Genomic DNA, 19,370 nt, shown 5'->3' with positions numbered 1-19,370 from the left:
TAGCGACAGACCGCTATGCCATTTCATTCTTTCCACTCAGGCAGTGCGCAGCATCTCCCGCACAACGTAATGGAGGATGCCCCCATGCTTGAAGTAAACGGCTTCGTTCGCGGTATCGATCCGCGATTTCAACTCACAGGTTTCTGTAGAACCATCCTTGTATTTCACCGTCATCGTCAGGGCCTGACCCGGTTTGATCTCGCCAGACAGGCCCTCAATGCTGATGGTTTCCTCGCCGGTGAGTTTCAGGCTCTTGCGATCCGTACCCTCCGGGAACTGCAGTGGCATAACGCCCATACCAATCAGGTTGGAGCGGTGAATGCGCTCATAGGATTCAGCCACCACGGCTTTCACACCGAGCAAACGTGTGCCCTTGGCCGCCCAATCCCGGCTTGAGCCGGTACCGTATTCCTTGCCGGCAATGACCACCAGCGGCGTGCCCTGCTCCTGATACTTCATGGCAGCATCGTAGATGGCCATCTGCTCGCCTGTGGGAACGAATTTGGTGAAACCGCCTTCCACGCCGTCGAGCATTTCGTTCCTGATGCGCACGTTGGCGAAGGTGCCGCGCATCATCACTTCGTGGTTACCCCGGCGGGAGCCATAGGAGTTGAAGTCTTTCGGCTCAACGCCATGCTCCTGCAGGTATTTACCGGCAGGGGTGTCCGGCTTGAAGGAGCCCGCCGGTGAGATGTGGTCGGTGGTCACCGAGTCGCCCAGCAGTGCCAGGATGTTGGCGTCCTTGATATCGTCAATGGCGTCCGGCTCTTCCTTCAGGCCTTCAAAGAAGGGCGGATGCTGGATATAGGTAGATTTGTCAGACCACTCATACACCTTGCTTTCCGGCACCTTGATGGACTTCCAGGTGGCATCGCCGTCGAACACTTCCGCATACTCCTTGCGGAACATGTCGGTTTTCACTTTCTCCACGGCTTCAGCGATCTCCTGCTGGCTGGGCCAGAGGTCTTTCAGATACACCGGGTTGCCGTCCTTGTCGGTGCCAAGGGCCTCTTTCTCCAGATCAAGGCGCACATTGCCCGCCAGCGCATAGGCCACCACCAGGGGCGGCGACGCCAGCCAGTTGGTCTTCACCAGCGGATGCACCCGGCCTTCGAAGTTTCGGTTACCGGAGAGCACCGAGGCCACCGTAAGGTTGCCATCGTCAATGGCCTTCTCCACGGCGTCCGGCAGTGGACCGGAGTTACCGATGCAGGTGGTGCAGCCATAGCCCACCAGATTGAAGCCAAGCTGGTCCAGGTCGTCCTGGAAACCACCCACTTTCAGATAGTCGGTAACCACTTTGGAGCCCGGCGCCAGGGAGGTCTTCACCCAGGGTTTGGTTTTCAGACCCTTCGCGACCGCCTTCTGGGCAATCAGGCCGGCCGCCATCATCACACTCGGGTTGGAGGTGTTGGTGCAGGAGGTGATGGCGGCAATCACCACCGCCCCGGGATCCAGCCGGCTTTTCTCACCGTTCATTTCCAGCGGCTGGCTGGCGTGGTGTTTGTAGCTGTCATCGACACCCACTGCGGTCTGGCCGCCCTCAGATTCCAGACTGGCTTCCCGGTTCTCGGCCGGACCTTCGGCTGTCTCCATCAGCAGCTCAAAGGACGACTTCATGTTCTTCAGGGCAACCCGGTCCTGCGGGCGTTTGGGGCCGGCAAGGCTGGCCTCAACCTCGCCCATGTCCAGTTCCAGGTTGTCGGTGTACACCGGCTCATGGCCAGGCTCACGCCACAAGCCCTGGGCCTTGGCGTAGGCTTCCACAAGCTCGAGCTGCTCTTCTTCACGGCCGGTCAGGCGCATGTACTTGATGGTCTGCTCATCCACCGGGAAAAAGCCGCAGGTGGCACCGTACTCCGGCGCCATGTTGGCGATGGTGGCACGGTCGGCCACTGGCATATCCTTCAGGCCGTCGCCGTAGAATTCCACGAACTTGCCCACCACGCCTTTCTTGCGCAGCATTTCGGTGACGGTCAGCACCAGATCTGTGGCCGTAATGCCTTCACGGAGCTTGCCGGAAATCTTGAAGCCCACCACTTCCGGAATCAGCATGGAGACCGGCTGGCCCAGCATCGCGGCTTCCGCTTCGATACCGCCAACACCCCAGCCAAGGATGCCCAGGCCGTTGATCATGGTGGTGTGGGAGTCTGTGCCCACCAGGGTGTCCGGATAGGCAATGGTCTTGCCGTCCTGGTCCTTCTGCCAAACGGTCTTGCCCAGATACTCCAGGTTCACCTGGTGGCAAATGCCGGTACCCGGCGGCACCACCCGGAAGTTATCGAAGGCTTGCTGCCCCCAACGCAGGAATTCATAGCGTTCCTGGTTGCGCTCCATCTCAATGGCCACGTTGTCCTTGAACGAAGACGCATCGCCAAACTTGTCCACCATCACCGAGTGGTCAATCACCAGATCCACCGGGGACAGCGGGTTGATCATGGCCGGATCCTTGCCAGCAGCCTTCACTGCCTCGCGCATGGCGGCCAGGTCGACGACGCCGGGCACGCCGGTGAAATCCTGCATTAACACGCGGGCAGGCCGGAACTGGATTTCAGTGTCGGAACAGCGATCCTTCATCCACTGCACCATGGCATCAATGTGGCTTCTGTCCACGGTGGTGCCATCCTCATTGCGCAGAAGGTTTTCCATCAGCACTTTGAGCGAAAACGGCAGGCGATTCAGGTCGCCGAGGGTGTCCGCAGCCTTGGGCAGGCTGTAGTAATGAAAGGTTTTACCGCCAGCATCCAGGCTGGAAAGGGTATTCAGACTGTCTTTACTGAGACTTTCGTTCGACATGTGGTGCCTCCTTTTTCGTCGTTATCCGCGTAGTCCGGAAGGCTCTTTCGAAGCCCTTTCAGCAACGCATCGACCGGGAAAGCAATCCCATACCGGGCAATAGCCTGATGAAAGGACTCCACAGCGTGAAGTCACCTTTAACTATTGCAGCAATTAACGAGAGTTCAACCGCGGGCCGGTGAATGTTCGGCATCAGCGCGGTGAATATCAGACCAACGTCGGAGAGCCGGACGACTCTCCGACATCAGTTCCTGGAAGGTTTAGATGCGATACAGCTTCACCAGTTCATTCAGTTTTTCGGTGACCGCCTCAAGGTCTGAAGCCATGGTTCTGACCCGCTCCGCCTCGGATACCACATCGTTGTTCCGGTTGGCGATGGAATGGATGTTCTCATTGATCTGAAGCGACGTGGCTGCCTGCTCTTCCGAGGCCGATGCGATCTGGTAATTCATTCGCGAAACCTCGCCGATGGCTGCTTCAACTTCGCGAATTGCCTCGCCAGTTTCTCGCATGGCCCGTGTTGACTCGGCAGAACGGGTCCGGCCCATCTCCATCGAAGCCTTGGTGGCTTCTGATATGTCGCTCAGTTCGCCGACGGTAGCCCGAATCTGGTCAGTAAATTCCTGGGTTCTCAGGGAAAGCGCCCTGACCTCATCCGCCACCACGGAGAATCCACGGCCATGCTCTCCGGCTCTTGCCGCCTCGATGGCGGCGTTCAGAGCCAGCAGGTTGGTTTGTTCGGAGATCGCATTGATAGAGCCGACGACAGAAGAAATGGATTCGATTTTTTCGCTCAGCTCATCGACCCGATTAGCACTGCTTTCAAGAGCTTCATCGGTAGACTCCGTGAGTTTCGACGCGTTAGCCATGGCCTCACCACCTCTGGTGGCGGCCTCGGAAGCATTGCTGGCCGCATCGGACGCCAACTGCGCGTTACTGGCGACTTCCTGGATACTGGCGGACATTTCATTGGTTGCCGTGGCCGCCTGATCAGTCTGAACCTGCTGCTCGTTGGCAATCTGCGTGGTTGTGTCACTGACACTGGTCATGTCATCAGCGTTTGAGCGAAGTTGTTCTGACAGCTCCCGGAGCCTGGAAATCAATTCGACAAACCGCTCCAGCATGTTATTGAACGAACCGGCCGTCACACTTTTGTCCGCGTCATCCAGACGTGTCGTCAGATCGTTGTTGGAATCGAATCCTCGAATAATCTCGATTATCTGGATCGACTGCTTTTGCTCCGCACCCATTCGAATCGCGAAGAACACCAGAATCGCCGCCTCGAAAACCACGAAAGCTGCGTGCAGAAATGCGATCGACCAGCTGCAGTCATAGTTGAAGATCATCAATGCCATGTTGCCAAAGGACGCACCGCTCAGCTGCAGGCCCGTCAACGCCAAATGATGAACAGCGATGGTACCTGCCGCGACCACCACCGGCAGCCAGTCCCGATAAATGATCACCAGAGCCAGGGCGGCAAAGATGTGGAAATGCATTTCAATGCGACCCAACTGCGCCTGGATCATGATGGCTGAGAAGAGCATCAGGCAGATTGCGAACAGTGACGACAAGGCCCTTGTTCCACGCATCGTAAAGAAACCGGCAGTTGCAAGACCTCCCACTAACAACGACGCAATCAGAGCAAACGTGGTGGTGCCATAGCCCATCGGCACCAGCAAGCCGACCACCGGAATATGAGCCAGAAGGATCAACAACATCTGGCGATCGGTGCGCTCCCGGATTTCAACTTCATAAGACTGACTGTTTACTGCGGTCGTCATGTGGAACTCTCGCTATTTTTGTCTTTTAGTAAGCGGCGAAGATCCTGTTCAACCAGCTTGAGATTCAGATCTGGTGTTGTGTAAACCAGCCTTCTGCGGAACTCTCCCGTCACTACATGCAGATGTGCGCTGTGAGCAATGAGATCATCCTCGGAACTACCCTGTTTAACGGCAAAATCGTTGTAAGCTGAAGCAAGTTTTTGAGCGGCCCGGTGAGTTTCCGGCCGGTAGTATTTGAACGCCTGCCCAAGACTCTCCATGGTCTGGTCAAGGACTTCCGGTGTGTCGTTTTCCGGGTCAAGGGTGACAAACAGGAACTCGATCTCAGTCCCATCCAAAAGCTGGCTCAGCTCCATCAGATTGACCAATTGAACCGGGCAAACGGTTCCGCACTGGCGATAACCAAAGAAAATAACGGAAAGCCCGTTCTGCGGAGGCTGGTAGCCATCCAGGTTCTCCCCCGGCTCATCAATCGCCATCCCGTAAAACCCGCTGTTGTTGAGCAGCGACGGCATCACCGGGAGCGCGAGTGCCAGCAGGAAAGCTGCGGCGAAAAGCAGAATACTTGTCGTTTTCCTGTTCACTTTTCCTGTCCGTGAAAGATCGGCGCAAGTTTGCAGAGAAGTTTGAAACCGGGCTATAGGTGCATTACGCAACGTTTAGCCCCTAGAACTTGCATTTCCAATCTTTTACGGACGCAAAAAGCGACAGATCTTTTTTTGTTGTAATGAGAAGTAAACTTTAGGGACAGGATTACATCTGGCGCTCGCCATAAAGTTGGGCGTATAGCCCTTCCCTGGCAATGAGCTCGTCGTGGTGACCCTCTTCAATAATCCGGCCATCTTCGAAAACACAGGCACGATCTGCCTGTTTAACGGCGCTGAGGCGATGGGCAATGATCAGCGTTGTGCGCTGTTTGAGGAAAGCTTCGAGGTCCCGATGGAGCTGAAACTCGGTTTCCGCATCCAGAGCCGAGGTGGCCTCATCCAGGATCACCACTGAAGGCTCTGACAGGATCATCCGGGCAATCGCCAGGCGTTGACGCTGTCCGCCCGACAGGCGCACGCCCTGTCGGCCGATAACGGTATCAAGCTGGTCGTGCATTGCCGCAACCGTGCCGTCCAATTGGGCGATTCGCAGGGCATCCCAGAGCGCGGCATCGGGCTTGTCCCGGCCAAGGGTCAGGTTCTGGCGAACGGTGTCGTTGAACAGCGCCGGGTGCTGAAGCACGGTCGCGACATGTTCACGGAGGCAGGGCAAGCCAATGCGCTCAACAGGCACTCCATCAATCAGCACCTCGCCCTGCTGCGGTGTGTACATGCCGAGGATGACCTGAATAAGGGTCGACTTGCCGCCACCGCTGGCGCCCACCAGAGCCACTTTTTCGCCGGGCGCCAACTCCAGATTGATGCCCCGGAGCACCTGCTCCTCGCCATAAGCGAAGTGGATATTGCGCAGGGTAAGCCCCACGGTATGACGGTCGCGGAACGGGTTCTCCAGCGCCGGATAGCGGGGCTCTTCTTTCAGATCCATTAACCGGTTGATACGCCCGAGCGCCGCATTGGCGGCGAACCAGGCGTACTGCATGTTGAGCATTTCCTGAACCGGCGTCAGCATGAACCAGAGGTAGCCGAAAATGGCGAACATCATGCCGATGCTCAGGTCGCTGAACAGCACGGTTACCATCGCGGCGGCCCGGAACGCGTCGACGCCGAACTGGAACAGGGCAAAACTGGCCCGGCTGGCTGCATCGCTGCGCCATTCGAACTGGATCGCGTGGTCCCGCACGTTGCGGGCGCGGTCGATCAGCTGGCGAAGGTAATGCTTTTCCCGATTAGCCGCCCGCAGTTGGTGAATCGCATCCAGGGTTTCGGTCAGGTCGCCCTGGAACTCTTCGTAAGCGCTGTTCTCCCGGCGCTTCAACTCCTTGACCCGCTTGCCGATCAGAATCGTGGCGAAGATGACCAGCGGGTTGAACAGCAGAATCAGCAGGCCCAGTTGCCAGTGCACCCAGAGCAGGACCATGGCGGTACCCAGCACAGTCAGGCTCGCCACCAGGAAACGGCTGATGGTGGTGCCCAGGAACTGGTCTACGGTGTCCAGGTCAGTGATGAAGTGACTGCTGATTCCGCCCGAGCCGCGGGTCTCATACTCGGACATAGCAACCCGTTGCAAACGCCCGAGCAGCCGGGAACGGATACGGAACACCACATCCTTGGAGACTTTGGAAAACTCCCGGGACTGCAAGACGTTGAACGACAGTGCCGCCACACGAAGCAGAAAAGCCGCCACAACCATCAGGCCGATGTAGACCACCGGCGTTTCCCAGCTCCCCGGCAGGAAGGAATCCATTACCGGTAACACCGGGCCCGGCTCGTCCAGCAACACTTCGTCCACCAGAACCGGCAGCAGCAGCGGAACTGGCACACTCATGATGGTAGCCATGATAGCCAGCAGATTGGCACGCACCAGTCTCGGCTTGTGCTTGAGCGCAAGGCCAAAGATATCCCGCCAGGTGTATTGCTGCCGGGTTTCACGGGTGTCGATACCGGTTACGCTATTCTGGGGGTGTTCCAAGCAACCTCCGGATAATGAAATGTGCCCGGTTGGATACGCCCGGGAATTCACAATAGTCTACCTGTTAACTGGTTTGCTGCGATCAAAACCGACATCTGTCATCATGACCCAACGATTTTCTGATGGACCAGGACACAAGCACCTGTGAAACACGATTGCCACTATCACCCCGGCGACCCTGCCAAATGGCACTGTGGGGAGTGCCAGATTCACTACTGCAGCCGCTGCATGCCCGACGCCGATACCCGACAGCGTCGGGCCCTGTGTCCGCACTGCAGCAAGGCTATGCGATACCTGGGCGCCGCCACCGAAGTGGTCCCGTTCTGGCAGCGACTCGGCGCTTTCTTCCGCTACCCGTTCCATACCGATCCGCTCATCGTGATCGCCATTTGTACCCTGGTGCCGGTAGTCGCCCCCGCCAACCTGATTGGCATTCTGATCTGGCTGGTGCTTGCCCTGGCTCTGTTCAAGTACACCTATGCGGTGATCAACCACACCGCTGAAGGCCATCTGAAACCGCCCGCCGTGTCCGTCGCCTTCACCGGCAGCGGGTTCGATATCGTCATCCTGCAGTTGCTGGTCTTCGTGCTGATGGGCGGGCTGGTTGGCGCTGCCGCCATGCTCGGCGGCCCCATCCTGATGCTGCTGGCGCTGGCGTTCGTGATTCTCGCACTGCCGGCCAGCATCATGGTTCTGGCCATGGAGCGTTCGGTGGGCGCGGCGGTAAATCCGATGAATCTGGCGGTGCTGATCTCGCGAATTGGCACCCCCTATTTCCTGCTCTACGGCTACCTGATCCTGCTAACCCTCGCCTCGGGCGCGGCCCAGGACTTCGCGGTGAATCATTTTCCGTTCTGGGTTGCCCAACCCCTGGCCGGTTTCCTGAACAGTACCTTCACCCTGATCCTGTTCCACATGCTGGGCTACCTGCTGTTCCAGTACCAGGAAGAGCTGGGTTTTGCCTCGGATATCCAGGATGACACCGCCGGGCAGGACACCCATCAGCGCGACCGTAGCGCCCGCTTCGATGCCGATATCGACATGAACCTGAAAGACGGCAACTACGATCGGGTGCAGAGCATGTTGAAGGAGGCGTTGAAGCGAGATCGTGATCACGCCCTGAGGATCGGCCAGCTGTACCAGCTACTCACCGCCCGCCAGGACACCGACGAACTCTACCGCTACCATCCACGAATCCTGGGCTGGCTGGCCGACCGCAACGACGGCGAAGGCATCGCCGGTGCGCTGAATACGATCCAGAAAGCAGAACCCGGCTTCAAACTGGAGGATCCGGACCTTTCAGTGCGCTGCGCCCGGGCCCTGTACCACCGGGGCCAGTTCAAACCGGCCTTGCGAGTGCTTCAGGATTTCCACAAACGCTTCCCGGACAGCGAACAGCTGGCCCCAGCCTATCTGCTGGTCGCCCAGACCCTGGCCAACGGCTTGTCCCAGTGGGAAAAGGCAACGGCCTTCCTGACGTTTATCCAGAAAAAATGTGTGAATCATCCGCTGCATGAGCAGATTACGGTTTATCTGGAGCAGGCGCAGAATAAAGAGCCGCTGAAGGGACCGAAAGCAACGTTTTCTGCCCAGGACTGACACAGGGTATGGGAGGGGCTTCCCAAAACCGTGCGGAGCCATGGATGGCGGAGCCGAGCGTACAGGGACGTATTCACAGCGTGTTTTGGGAAGCCCCTCCCATACCCTGCTGCCCCGAGGCTAGCCGGCCTGAAGAAGTTGACGATAATGACGAGCTTTGGGCGCCATCTGGCGCTTTTCAAACTCTTCCACAAGCAACCGACAGGCCTCGGTAGTCAGCATGTCATCGCCTGTGCTTCTGAGCCGCTCGAAAGCTTTCTCTGCAGCCTTGAGGTCATGTTGCTTGAGACTGGTGAACAGGACCCGGTTATGGTCGTCTGCCGCTAGTGGCTGATAACTCTCCCCCTTGCCGAGGTATTCCTGCCAAATCGCAATCATCTGCTCTGGCTGGCGCCGGCTGAGGGCATCGTTCATCAGCTCTTTGGCGCGATCACGATATTCGGGCAAGTCCGGGCGGAGTTTGGCCAACTGGTAAAGGTGTTCCAGCAGAATATGGCGTTCCGGATAGTGCTCACGAAGAGCCTCGAATTGCCGCCGGGCCAAATCGAACTCCATTCGGCCGAGGCTGGCCATGGCCTGGGCGTAACCGGTGGTAAACCGGGCATCCTGCTCTTCCTCTTCCGGTTCAAAAAATTCCTCTCGCACCTGCAGCCAGCTTTTGCCAAGCAGCCAGACCAGGCCGGCACCTGCGATCAGACCGCCAGCGTGGGCCATGTAGGCGATACCGGTGGCACCGGCATACCAGTAATCGTAGATTTCCTTGCCCACCCATACCGGTAACAGAGCAATAGCCGGAGCACGGAAATAGTTGAAGTAAACGCCGAGAAAGTAGAAGAAACGGATCTTCTGCAGGCCATAGATGGCTACGTACATGCCCATCAGGCCGGAGATCGAGCCCGAGGCACCCACCAGGGGTACATAGCTACCCGCCGAAACCGCGGTAAACATCAGGCCGGACAAGGCACCGCAAACCAGATAGGCAATCAGGTACCGACCCGGCCCCAGGGCTTTCTCAACGGTGAATCCCAGCAGGAACAGGAAGATCAGGTTACCGATGATATGGCCCCAGCCGCCGTGCAGAAACTGGTAGGTGATCAGGGTATACAGTGACAGATCGGCAGGAACCAGTCCCAACTGGTTGGCACTCAGCTTCTGGATGTACTGCTGCTCTATCGCAGTGCGCTGCTCCTGCCAACGGGCCCTTTCTGTCGGCGCCCAGATCACATCACGGTTCTGCAGCAGATACTGGTAGAACTCCCGGTCCATCATCAGATTGATGGCCAGCCAGAAGGTTTCGTTCTCTTCCCGGAGTTGCTGAAACTGCTGTAGTTCGTATACCCGGCCTTCTTCACCCTGGAACTGGATTTGCCGTTGCAGGTAATCCTCGTAGGCCGGCGCCTCCAGCTCATGTAGGTCGGCGGCCAGGTACTGTTCAACGGCCTGCTCGAGTTTCCGGCTGTCGTCCCCCTGATAAAACAGGAAAACCAGCAGGCAGGCCATGATCAGGCCCAGGGTGACCCAGGGCGGGCGTTTCCAGTTGATGGCGTTCTCGGCGGGGATAATCAGCATGGGCGGTCACAATTCATCATAATCTGTCCCTGAAAGTCTGCTTTTTACCACAGCCACGCCTTCTTTTCGCGCTCAAATGGAATCCAGCGCAAAGGTCGCTATGGGTCAATCCCGGAAATGTGGCACACCCCACAGAGTCGGAAAAGCCCGGACTACCGGTGAGACTGTCATTGGCGCGTCACACAAATGACATTAAATCATTTCCAGCGACGGACTGTGCCGGGACATGTATCGACTTTTCGCCAATTGCCGTTATTCCTGCTCCGGCCAATAGTGAACAGGAATAACAAGAAAAACCGGATACCGAACCAAGGATTTTCAGATGACCGTACTTGTATTGGATAACCCGGGCCTGATCGCCAATGCTGCGATGGCCGCAGGCTTCACCGCTGCCACTTACGATGCCGGGACCAGACGCCCGCACCGCATGAAGTTCCATTACGGCTTCAACAAGCACTCACTGGACAAGGATGACATTGCCTTCCTGCAACAGCACGCCGCCTACCTGAAGGAGCATCCTTCCGTGAGCGTGCGGATTCATGGCCATTCCGACAACTTCGGTTCGGAGGATTACAACCAGTTTCTGTCACGATTGCGGGCCAATGCAGTGGCGCGAAGTCTCATTCAGGAAGGCGTGGAGGAATCCCGGATTCTAATGCGGCACTGGGGCTCAGCGCGCCCTCTGGCAACGCCGGAAGACAGGGCTGCCAACCGCCGAGTAGAATTGGAATACATGGACATGGATGTCGCCCAGGCACTCTGAGCGGCAACACCAACCCCATAGGCCGCCCCCGGACTTACCGCATAGCGGGGGCTGGATGCACCCTGCACAGGCGTGATGGAACACCCTGCAACCGCTGTCGGCGGCTTTTATGAAATCTTAATTATTCCGATTTCTGAAGCGGTAAACGGATCAATTTCATTAAAACTGAAAATTATTATTCAATAAAAACAAGATTTTATTTACAAACTAGAAAGCAAACTTACATTTATTTAACGAACCTTTTGCCCGAATTCCTCGTCTTAGTCATGTATCCAGGGTTTAACTGTTACCTGACTAGAGAGGTCACTATGAACGCAAAAACCTTCACCACTGCCGCACTCATTGGTTCGATGTTCCTTACCAGCGCCACATTCGCTGCAGGCGGTCCGCGCAACAGCGACGGCGGGGGTCGATCGGCAGAAACTGCCGATTCGGAAGATCTGACCACCATTGAGGTGAGCGATCTGCAGTTCATGCGCGAAGAGGAAAAGCTGGCCCGAGACGTTTATCTCACAATGGACCAGTACTGGGGTGACAGAACGCAGGTATTCGCCAGAATCGCGCTGTCCGAGGAATCTCATACCAGCACCGTAGACTACCTGTTGAAAAAGTTTGGTGTTGAAGACCCGGTAGTGAATGACACGATCGGCGTATTCACCAATCAGGAACTTCAGGCCCTGTATGACGAATTGGTTGCCAAGGGAAAAAACTCGTTTGTTGATGGCCTGTTCGTAGGGGGCCTGATCGAAGAGAAGGATATGAGAGATATTCTGGCTGCGATTAATCAAACCGATGAGCGCGCCATCATTCTTGCCTATTCCAACCTGCTGGATGGATCAAAAAGCCACCTGAAAGCCTTTGTAAGCGTGATCGAGGCACAGGGACTGACCTATGAGCCTCAGGTACTGGATGCGGAAGAAGTAGAGCTTATCCTGGAGGATGAGAGCCAGGTTGAAGACTGACCGGGTATAAAACCGGGTTGCTGAAAGCAGAACGGGCGGCCATTGGCCGCCCGTTCTTTTCTGGTCTAGCCATAAACCTGCCAGACGTTCCACAACAGCAATAAGGCTGTCACCAGAATCGCCAGCCAGGTCAGCAGAATGCCGATCATACGGGCCCAATGGGTGCCACCGCGACCGTTGATCATGCCGAAGGCATGAAGAATGCGGCCAACCACCAGCGCCATACCGGTCCAGTAAATCAGAGTACTGGAAACGCCGTTGAGCTCAGCGATAGCCAGCATGAGCAGACCGAGTGGCGCATACTCCACCAGGTTGGCGTGGGCCCGGACCGCGGCCTCGAAATCCCGATCATCGGTGACGCCCAGGCCCTTTTTGTACTTCAGACGAAATTTGACGACCTGCGCCGACAACACCAGCAAAAGAATGCCGATAACTGCGGCAAACACTCCGGTTACGGGTACGATCATGCTCAGGCCTTCTTGATTGCACTAACAATAGCGAGAAGCAACACAGCGCCTACCGTTGCGGTGACCAGCTCACCAACAGCACCCTGGGCCGCCAGACCCAGAAGGCGGAACACAAAACCGCCGAGAAACGAGCCGACAATACCGATACCGATGTTGGCCAGAATGCCAAAACCACGGCCCTTCATGATCAAACCAGCCAGCCAACCGGCCACACCGCCTATAATCAAAAACAAAATCAGATTCATCTCTTGCCTCTCCCTGAGGGTCGTTGAACGAAACGATCAGTCCCGCAAGACTGCCCTGTTTACCGAAGTGCTTCAAGCACTTCCAGACGAGGCGATTACAATGTGGCAATCGTCTCCGACATTTTTTTGTGGCAACGCTCGATCAGCTCCGGAATATCATCAGCCGTGAGACCCTCGGTTTCGATGGGCGGTAAAACCCGAATGGCCACTGACTCACGCCGGCCGGTCCAGCCGACGGCCTCATCGGCGTACTCCTGAACACAGACCATGGTGATGGGCGCGCCCGATGCTACCGCTGCGTGAAACGCGCCTTTCTTGAATTTCTGCAGTCCCCGGCCTCTGCTGCGAGTGCCTTCGGGGAACACCCAGAGGCTCTTTCGATCCCGTGCGATGGCGCTGCTGGTGGCCTTCATGACCGCAATGGCCTTGTGGGAGCGTCCGCGATTAAGGATAACGTTACCGCCCAGCCAGAAGACCTGGCCAAAGAAAGGCACCCAGACCAGTGACGATTTACCAACCGTGACGGTGCGCGGCGGCAACAAGTCGCCCACAACAAACAGATCGTCATTGTGCTGGTGATTGGCAATGACGACGGTAGGCCGGTCCTGCGGCATGTTTTCCCAGCCTTCAAGAGGGCGCTCCATACCCAGAACCGCCCGCCCGAAACGAGCGACGACGCGCGCCAGGATACGGTTGTTGTCCGGATTGAACGGCCTCGCCGCGTAGAACACGAGCGCGAACAGGCAAATGATCGGTACGCTCAGCCACGCCAGCAGTTTTCTGATAATACCCATGCAACCAAACTCTGCAGCGAAATTTTGGCGCACAAGTGTACGCCAACTTTATATTCCGGCAACAGTGTCAATTTGTTCCCTTTGTTTACCCTTTGCCGAGGCTCTGACGACGTATCGCAGTGGCCCACCGGCGTCGACACTGTCGAACGGGTAACAGGTCACCAGCAGAAGCGTCCCCTCTGGCAGACGCTGGGTATCGATCAGCTCTGAACGGCTGTCCACCACCCGGGCACCCTCCACCAGGTAACTCTGCCAACGGCCATCCCTTCCCTGCAGACGCACCTCATTGCCGGTCTCCAGTGCTTTCAGGCTCCGGAAATGTGTATCCCGGTGTCCGGCAATGATCACGGCTCCCCCGACATCTGCGCCTCCGGTTAATCGGCCCGGCCCAAAGGCGAGGCTCTCACCATGGGTATCGGCCAGAACAATCATCGAGTCGTTCAGTTCCGGAATAGCCAGCCGGGCTACCGGCCAGGTGTCCGCCCACGGCCAGGGGCGCGATTCCGTCTGCCGGGCCTGGCTTTCAGCCCAGGCGATCGCCAGCAATTCCTGGGCGATAACCGCCTTGAGCGGAATCCATAACCCGAATACCAACAAGGTAGCAGAGCTGGTCAATAACAGAAGCAGAAGCCGGGTCATGAGAACGCCCTCCTCTGCAGCAGCACAATCGCCAGTGAAAACATCAACCCCACCAAACCGAGCGCGATCAGCAACGGCGCCGATGTTGCCGTCTGTGGATAGCGCAGCATGCCCGCCTTGCTGCCCGCCGGTAGAAGAGTGGGCAAACTATCCGATTCCATGGGCGCCTCTGAACTTCGGGCGGGTGTGGAATCCACGGCCACAAAACTGGTGTAGGCAGACATCAGGCCGTGCTGAACCGCCAGCTCGGTCAGGCCGGCCTTATCGGGCTCCCGGCCTGTGACCTTAGCCTCATCCTCCAAACTGTCGATTTTCTCCCTCGCCCAATGCCGATGCAGCCCCGTTGCGGGAGCGGCCTGCTGCAGATCGAGCGTTCTGGTCCAGTCCCTGCCACCCGGCAGGCGCCCCGACACCTCCAGCTGCCCCATGGCCGGGACGCCACGAACCACATGAATCAGCGGCTCGCCCTGGAACAAATCGCCCGGGCGTCTCGGAAACGACTCCTGACCGGCTTTCTGGCCGGGCCAGTTGACCCCGATATCGGTCAGAACCGGTGACTCCATGGCTGAGAACAGGGCCTGCAGAGGTCCATCCACATCGGAAGGCGAGTGAATCGCCGTGTAGGTACCCCGCCCCCAGCGGGCGGCTTCGCGCATGAAGTGCCGATTCGGCGCAGAGCCAATAGCCACCGTAAACAGCCTCTGGTTTCCAAGCTGCTGGCGGATCTGCCGGAACAGCGCAGCTTCATTTCCCACCGCGCCATCGGTAATGAAAATGACCTGGCGCACCCGTGCGCCGTCTTCAGTCTCGCCTCCGCCTTCCAGGGCTCTGGAAAGGGCTGGAGCCATCTCGGTGCCACCGTCGGCACGAAGGCGATCCACATACTGACGCGCCCGGGCAAGGTTGTTACCGGTGGCCACTTCAGGCTGCATGAACAGGGAATGCGTCTGGCTGTTGAACTGGATGACATTGAACCGGTCCCTCGGTGTCAGTGTGTCCAGACCGGCCTGAAGAGCATCTCGGGCCTGGCGGATCGATTCGCCCGCCATGGAACCGGAGGTGTCGATCACGAACACCAGATCCCGGGGCAACGCCATGGCGCCGTTTTCGCCCGGCACCAGCATCGCCATGAGATAGTCCTCACCCTGCCAGGACTGGTGAAAAACCGCTGCGGAGGGTTCCAGCCCGGCAACCGGACGCCACCGCACCACGAAATCACGATTCATCAGGATCTCGCCGCCATCGGGACGAATCCTGAAAGTCTGGCCATCCTGACTGGTCGCGAGACGGTGGGACGGGCTGGAGACGCTCTCCAGCGGCAGCCCGGAATCAATCACCAGATTAATCACCGCCCGGTGGCTGTCGGCCGCCACATCATCCGGGGTTACCGTAAACGGACTGATGGCACCGGCATCCGGCACCTCGGTCGTCGGCAGCGCCCACCCGCCTTGCCACTGATCCGGTGCGGTGCTGACCGGCGCTCCCGGCATGTAACGCGGCGTCAGCGTGGTCGGCACAGTGAGCTCGAACACCCCGGCCTGATACTGCACCGGTTGCTGGTACTTCAGCTTAACCGAAACCGTCTCCCCCGGCGGGATATTGGCAACCCGGGCAGTAAAAAGATTCGGACGCTGCTGCTCCACATTCGCCGCATGCTGCCCGGCCTGCTTTGCTTTCTCATAGGTCTGCCGCGCCGTCTCCCTGGGCTGCACCTTGCCCTCAATGGTCCGCTCCCCCACCGTCATCGTCAGACCGTACACACTGGCCTTCTCGGGCAACGGGAACACGAAAACGCCTTCGCGCCACTGGTCGCTGGTATTCTGGAAACTGCGCAGCAACCGAGTGTCGGCAATCAGTCCGCTGACCTGAATGTCGAATTCACTGTCCAGCACCAGCGCCGGTTCCTGCCATTGCCCCTGGCCGTCGACAAAATGCAACTGGCCGACCTTGTCTGCCTCATTCGCCTCGGCATACAGTGGGTGAACAAACAGCATCAGCAAAACTGCCAGCCAGAGGCTAATTCCCTCACAGATCTGCTTGAAACGACGGTGCAGAAAGCGGCTCATGAAAGAGGCCAGCGCCGGGTACCTTCCGAAACCGTGCGGAGCCATGGATGGCGGAGCCGAGCGTACAGGGACGTATTCACAGCGTGTTTCGGAAGGTACCCGGCGCTGGCCGGGCGGCAGACTCTTATCAGAAGAAGTCGAGTAGAGCTGCAAGAGAGAATTGGAGAGCATCATGAGAGAATCCTTGTGACTGCATGACTGTGCGAAACACCGCCATTTCAGCAATCCGGAGAGGAACTCCCATGGCAGAAAGCGACAAACCACCCTCAAAAAATGATGAATTATGGCAACAACGACCTGCGCGCTTGTTATCAGCACCTGCCGTGGTTAAATAGGCACACACCGGCAACGGGAAGCAGCCGCCACCATGAAGAAACACGTTGTACTGATCGAAGACGAACCCGCCATCCGCGACAACTACCGCGCCGCATTCGAGCGCCGTGGCTATCGCGTGACCGCCCATGGCGACCGGTCGTCGGCCTGGCAGGTGTTGCGGCAGTCCTTGCCGGACCTGGCCATCATCGACGTTGGCCTGGGCGATGAGCCGGAGGGTGGCTTCGCCCTGTGCCAGGATCTGAGGTCACTGTCCCAGACCCTGCCGATTATCTTCCTGACCGCCCGAGACAGCGACATCGATTCCGTCCACGGTTTGCGCCTTGGGGCCGATGATTACGTCACCAAGGACATGAGCCTGGACCACCTGCTGGCCCGGGTTACCGCCCTGCTCAGGCGGGCCGACGCCTGGGCCGAAGCCCTGCAGAAACCGGACGAGGTGCTCGAGCGGGGCAAACTCTCCCTCAATGTGGATCGCATGACAGTGGCCTGGGATGAAACGCCCATCGACCTGACCGTCACTGAATTCTGGATGCTGCACTCGCTGGTTCAGCACCCCGGCCATGTCCGCAGCCGGGAACAATTGATGGAAGCCGCAAGCACGGTGCTGGATGACAATACGGTCACCTCCCACATCAAGCGTATCCGCCGCAAGTTCCAGCAGATTGACGCAACTTTTGACGGCATACAGACCGCCTACGGCATGGGCTACCGGTGGAACGCCCGTGAGGTCTGAGTCTTGAATCTCAAGCGCCAGCTGTTCGTTGCCAGCCTTCTGATGCTGCTGATCCCCTGGGCGGGCCTTCAGTTTGTTCTGGAGCTGGACGATGCCCTTCGCCAACAGGCCCGGCAGCAACTCCAGGCCCAGGCCGAAAGACTGGCCGCGACTGCCGGCGATCAGATCATCGGTACGCCGGTGGTCCGGCCCGGTGAGCCCGCCATCTACGTGGAACCTTTTGCCGGCAACCTGAACCTGGATGGTTACGCTGACGATTGGCCAGGATATGACGAGGCAAACCAGACCAGAAACTGGCAAAGGGTCACCAGCGGCAAAGCCGGGGAAACGGCTCTGCAATGGCAGGCCGCTACCGATAGACGGAACCTGTACCTGCTAATTCGCGTTAGCCATAGGCAACCCGTGTTCTTTAATCCCGGCAGCCCGGAACAGGCCCATGACCGGCTGAGGCTCTGGCTAGAGCCCTCAGGCGGCAACCTGGCCCAGGAATCCGGCCGGCAGTCCTGGTTACTGCGCACACCGGCTCCCGGCCAGCTCTATGGCCTTGAAGAGAAAGGCGGCCAGCCTGACTATCGCCTCTCCGGCTTTTTGCAGGGCGCCGGTGATGGCTGGCAGCTGGAACTGAAACTGCCCATGCCTGTCGACCGCAGCCGCCTGGGTTTTGCCGCCTTATGGGGCAGTGATCAGGTAACCGGCGTCTCCACGTCGGTTGACCCATTGCCGGTGCTGGTCAGTCGAAATCTCGCCCTGGAGCGACAGCTGGAACCACAACTTAACCCCGGCCAGCAGGCCCGACTGGTTGAACCGGCCGGATGGGTCATCGCGAGACAACAGGCTGACTCAGCCGTCACAGCGCCAGAGTTCGACAGTCTCAGCCCGGTGCAGGTGATCGAAAAGATCAGTCTCAATGCACTCAGGGGCCTGGTGCGCCTTTACCAGCCAGAACCCACCTCAATCGAAACCGACACCAACCGTGTGGACGTTGAGGCGCTACCGGAAACGAGCCTGGTCCGTCATGAAGATGACAGCGTCTGGCTGCTGACCACCCGGGAGGTTTTCGGTGGCCGCACGCTGATTCTGGAGCAGTCGCTGGATCAGCTTCTTACCCTCTCCGGCTCTGCCCTCGGCTCGGTCATTGCCCGCAGCACCCTCATCATTGTCGCTCTCACCCTGGTTCTGCTTGGCTATGCCAGCTGGTTGTCCTGGCGGATTACCCGGCTGCAGCGTGCTGTCAGCGCCAGTATTGATGAAGACGGCCGGATCACGGGCAGAGTGCCGGATGCCCGAAGCAAGGACGAACTGGGCCAGTTGCAGCGACACTTCAGCCTGATGGTGGATCGTCTCCACGGGTACAACCGCTACCTGGAAAGCTTCTCCCGGCGACTCTCTCACGAACTTAAAACACCTGTCGCTGTGGTTCGTTCCTCGCTGGAAAACCTCAACCACAGCGATTCGGAGGAAGAGCGCAGGCAATACATCGAAAGGGCCGCTTCCGCCACCGAACGCCTCCGGCAGATACTCCATGGCATGAGCGAAGCGGCGCGTCTGGAGCAGAGCCTGGACCATGCGGATAAAGAACAGTTCGATCTGGCGGAGGTGGCCGCAGAAGCAACCGCTGCGTATCAGGCCCTCGACAGCAGCCATCAGATCCGCTACTCGGGGCCGCAGGCAGGCTGCAAGATCACGGGTTCGCCAGAACTGATGGTGCAACTGCTCGACAAGCTGGTGGATAACGCCCGGGATTTCACACCACAGGATGGACTGATTGAGGTAGGCCTGGAAACAACTTCGGAAGGGCTGTGTCTGTCGGTCTTCAATGAGGGTTCAACGCTGCCCGAAGACACAACAACTGACATCTTCAGCCCCTTCGTTTCAATGCGGGACGGCCAGGAACAGGGCCACCTTGGACAGGGGCTACTCATTGTCAACCTGATTGCCGACTACCATGGTGCCCATGTGGAAGCCCGGAACCGCGCCCAAGGTGGCATTGACGGTGTGTGCTTCCGGGTTATGATCCCAGCTATCCACTCTTGACCACAGGAC

At 58.2% G+C, this 19,370-nt stretch carries 15 protein-coding genes; 5 read left to right on the top strand and 10 right to left on the bottom strand.

Annotated elements, in window-relative coordinates:
- Positions 1–36: 36 nt before the first annotated feature.
- The 4 genes from acnA to AC13E3_RS13765 all read right to left on the bottom strand — a co-directional run bounded on the left by acnA (position 37) and on the right by AC13E3_RS13765 (position 7,154).
- Positions 37–2,796 (bottom strand): aconitate hydratase AcnA, encoded by a 2,760-nt coding sequence (gene acnA, locus AC13E3_RS13780; RefSeq protein ID WP_482902134.1) that lies wholly within the window; start codon positions 2,794–2,796, stop codon positions 37–39.
- A 260-nt stretch (positions 2,797–3,056) separates the two neighbouring features.
- Positions 3,057–4,577 carry a methyl-accepting chemotaxis protein gene (locus AC13E3_RS13775; RefSeq protein WP_273017536.1) on the bottom strand — a complete coding sequence of 507 codons (1,521 nt, stop codon included), beginning with the start codon at positions 4,575–4,577 and terminating at the stop codon, positions 3,057–3,059.
- Positions 4,574–5,161, bottom strand: coding sequence for an SCO family protein (locus AC13E3_RS13770; RefSeq protein WP_273017535.1), 588 nt, complete (start codon positions 5,159–5,161; stop codon positions 4,574–4,576). Before AC13E3_RS13770 ends, AC13E3_RS13775 begins: the two co-directional genes overlap by 4 nt.
- Positions 5,162–5,330: 169 nt before the next feature.
- Entirely contained in the window at positions 5,331–7,154 is a 1,824-nt protein-coding gene (locus tag AC13E3_RS13765) for an ABC transporter ATP-binding protein (protein WP_482902133.1), read from the bottom strand.
- A 144-nt stretch (positions 7,155–7,298) separates the two neighbouring features.
- On the opposite strand from AC13E3_RS13765, the gene AC13E3_RS13760 reads away from it, so the two are divergent.
- Complete coding sequence (locus tag AC13E3_RS13760; RefSeq protein WP_482902132.1) at positions 7,299–8,753, top strand: hypothetical protein; 1,455 nt, start codon at positions 7,299–7,301, stop codon at positions 8,751–8,753.
- Between the two features lie 120 nt (positions 8,754–8,873).
- On the opposite strand, the gene AC13E3_RS13755 is transcribed toward AC13E3_RS13760, so the two are convergent.
- A complete protein-coding gene (locus tag AC13E3_RS13755) occupies positions 8,874–10,322 on the bottom strand; it encodes a rhomboid family intramembrane serine protease (RefSeq protein WP_092030596.1) in 1,449 nt (482 codons plus the stop codon).
- A gap of 322 nt (positions 10,323–10,644) precedes the next feature.
- On the opposite strand from AC13E3_RS13755, the gene AC13E3_RS13750 reads away from it, so the two are divergent.
- The gene (locus AC13E3_RS13750) at positions 10,645–11,085 is read left to right on the top strand and encodes an OmpA family protein (RefSeq protein ID WP_014578618.1); all 441 of its coding nucleotides are present in this window, start codon (positions 10,645–10,647) and stop codon (positions 11,083–11,085) included.
- A 308-nt stretch (positions 11,086–11,393) separates the two neighbouring features.
- On the top strand, positions 11,394–12,047 hold the full coding sequence (locus AC13E3_RS13745) for a DUF2202 domain-containing protein (protein ID WP_482902131.1): 654 nt from the start codon (positions 11,394–11,396) through the stop codon (positions 12,045–12,047).
- Positions 12,048–12,112: 65 nt separating this feature from the next.
- Here AC13E3_RS13745 and AC13E3_RS13740 read toward each other — a convergent pair whose 3' ends face one another.
- The 5 genes from AC13E3_RS13740 to AC13E3_RS13720 form a co-directional block, all read right to left on the bottom strand.
- Positions 12,113–12,514, bottom strand: coding sequence for an MAPEG family protein (locus tag AC13E3_RS13740; RefSeq protein WP_041645712.1), 402 nt, complete (start codon positions 12,512–12,514; stop codon positions 12,113–12,115).
- Positions 12,515–12,516: 2 nt separating this feature from the next.
- Positions 12,517–12,759, bottom strand: coding sequence for a GlsB/YeaQ/YmgE family stress response membrane protein (locus AC13E3_RS13735; RefSeq protein ID WP_008175780.1), 243 nt, complete (start codon positions 12,757–12,759; stop codon positions 12,517–12,519).
- A gap of 95 nt (positions 12,760–12,854) precedes the next feature.
- Positions 12,855–13,553: a lysophospholipid acyltransferase family protein gene (locus AC13E3_RS13730; RefSeq protein ID WP_014578620.1), complete on the bottom strand. Its 699-nt coding sequence runs from the start codon at positions 13,551–13,553 to the stop codon at positions 12,855–12,857.
- Positions 13,554–13,601: 48 nt separating this feature from the next.
- Complete coding sequence (locus AC13E3_RS13725; protein WP_053113239.1) at positions 13,602–14,192, bottom strand: class GN sortase; 591 nt, start codon at positions 14,190–14,192, stop codon at positions 13,602–13,604.
- Positions 14,189–16,258: a marine proteobacterial sortase target protein gene (locus AC13E3_RS13720; protein ID WP_482902130.1), complete on the bottom strand. Its 2,070-nt coding sequence runs from the start codon at positions 16,256–16,258 to the stop codon at positions 14,189–14,191. Before AC13E3_RS13720 ends, AC13E3_RS13725 begins: the two co-directional genes overlap by 4 nt.
- A 367-nt stretch (positions 16,259–16,625) precedes the next feature.
- On the opposite strand from AC13E3_RS13720, the gene pdsR reads away from it, so the two are divergent.
- Together pdsR and AC13E3_RS13710 are read left to right on the top strand one after the other, a co-directional pair.
- Positions 16,626–17,327 (top strand): proteobacterial dedicated sortase system response regulator, encoded by a 702-nt coding sequence (gene pdsR / locus AC13E3_RS13715; protein ID WP_008175773.1) that lies wholly within the window; start codon positions 16,626–16,628, stop codon positions 17,325–17,327.
- A 3-nt stretch (positions 17,328–17,330) separates the two neighbouring features.
- Positions 17,331–19,361, top strand: coding sequence for an ATP-binding protein (locus AC13E3_RS13710; protein WP_008175771.1), 2,031 nt, complete (start codon positions 17,331–17,333; stop codon positions 19,359–19,361).
- Positions 19,362–19,370: the final 9 nt, after the last annotated feature.

The sequence above is a fragment of the Marinobacter sp. L-80 genome (assembly GCF_056859395.1).
The sequence above is the reverse complement of the archived record's forward strand: the minus strand, read 5'-3'. Positions and strand labels throughout refer to the sequence as shown.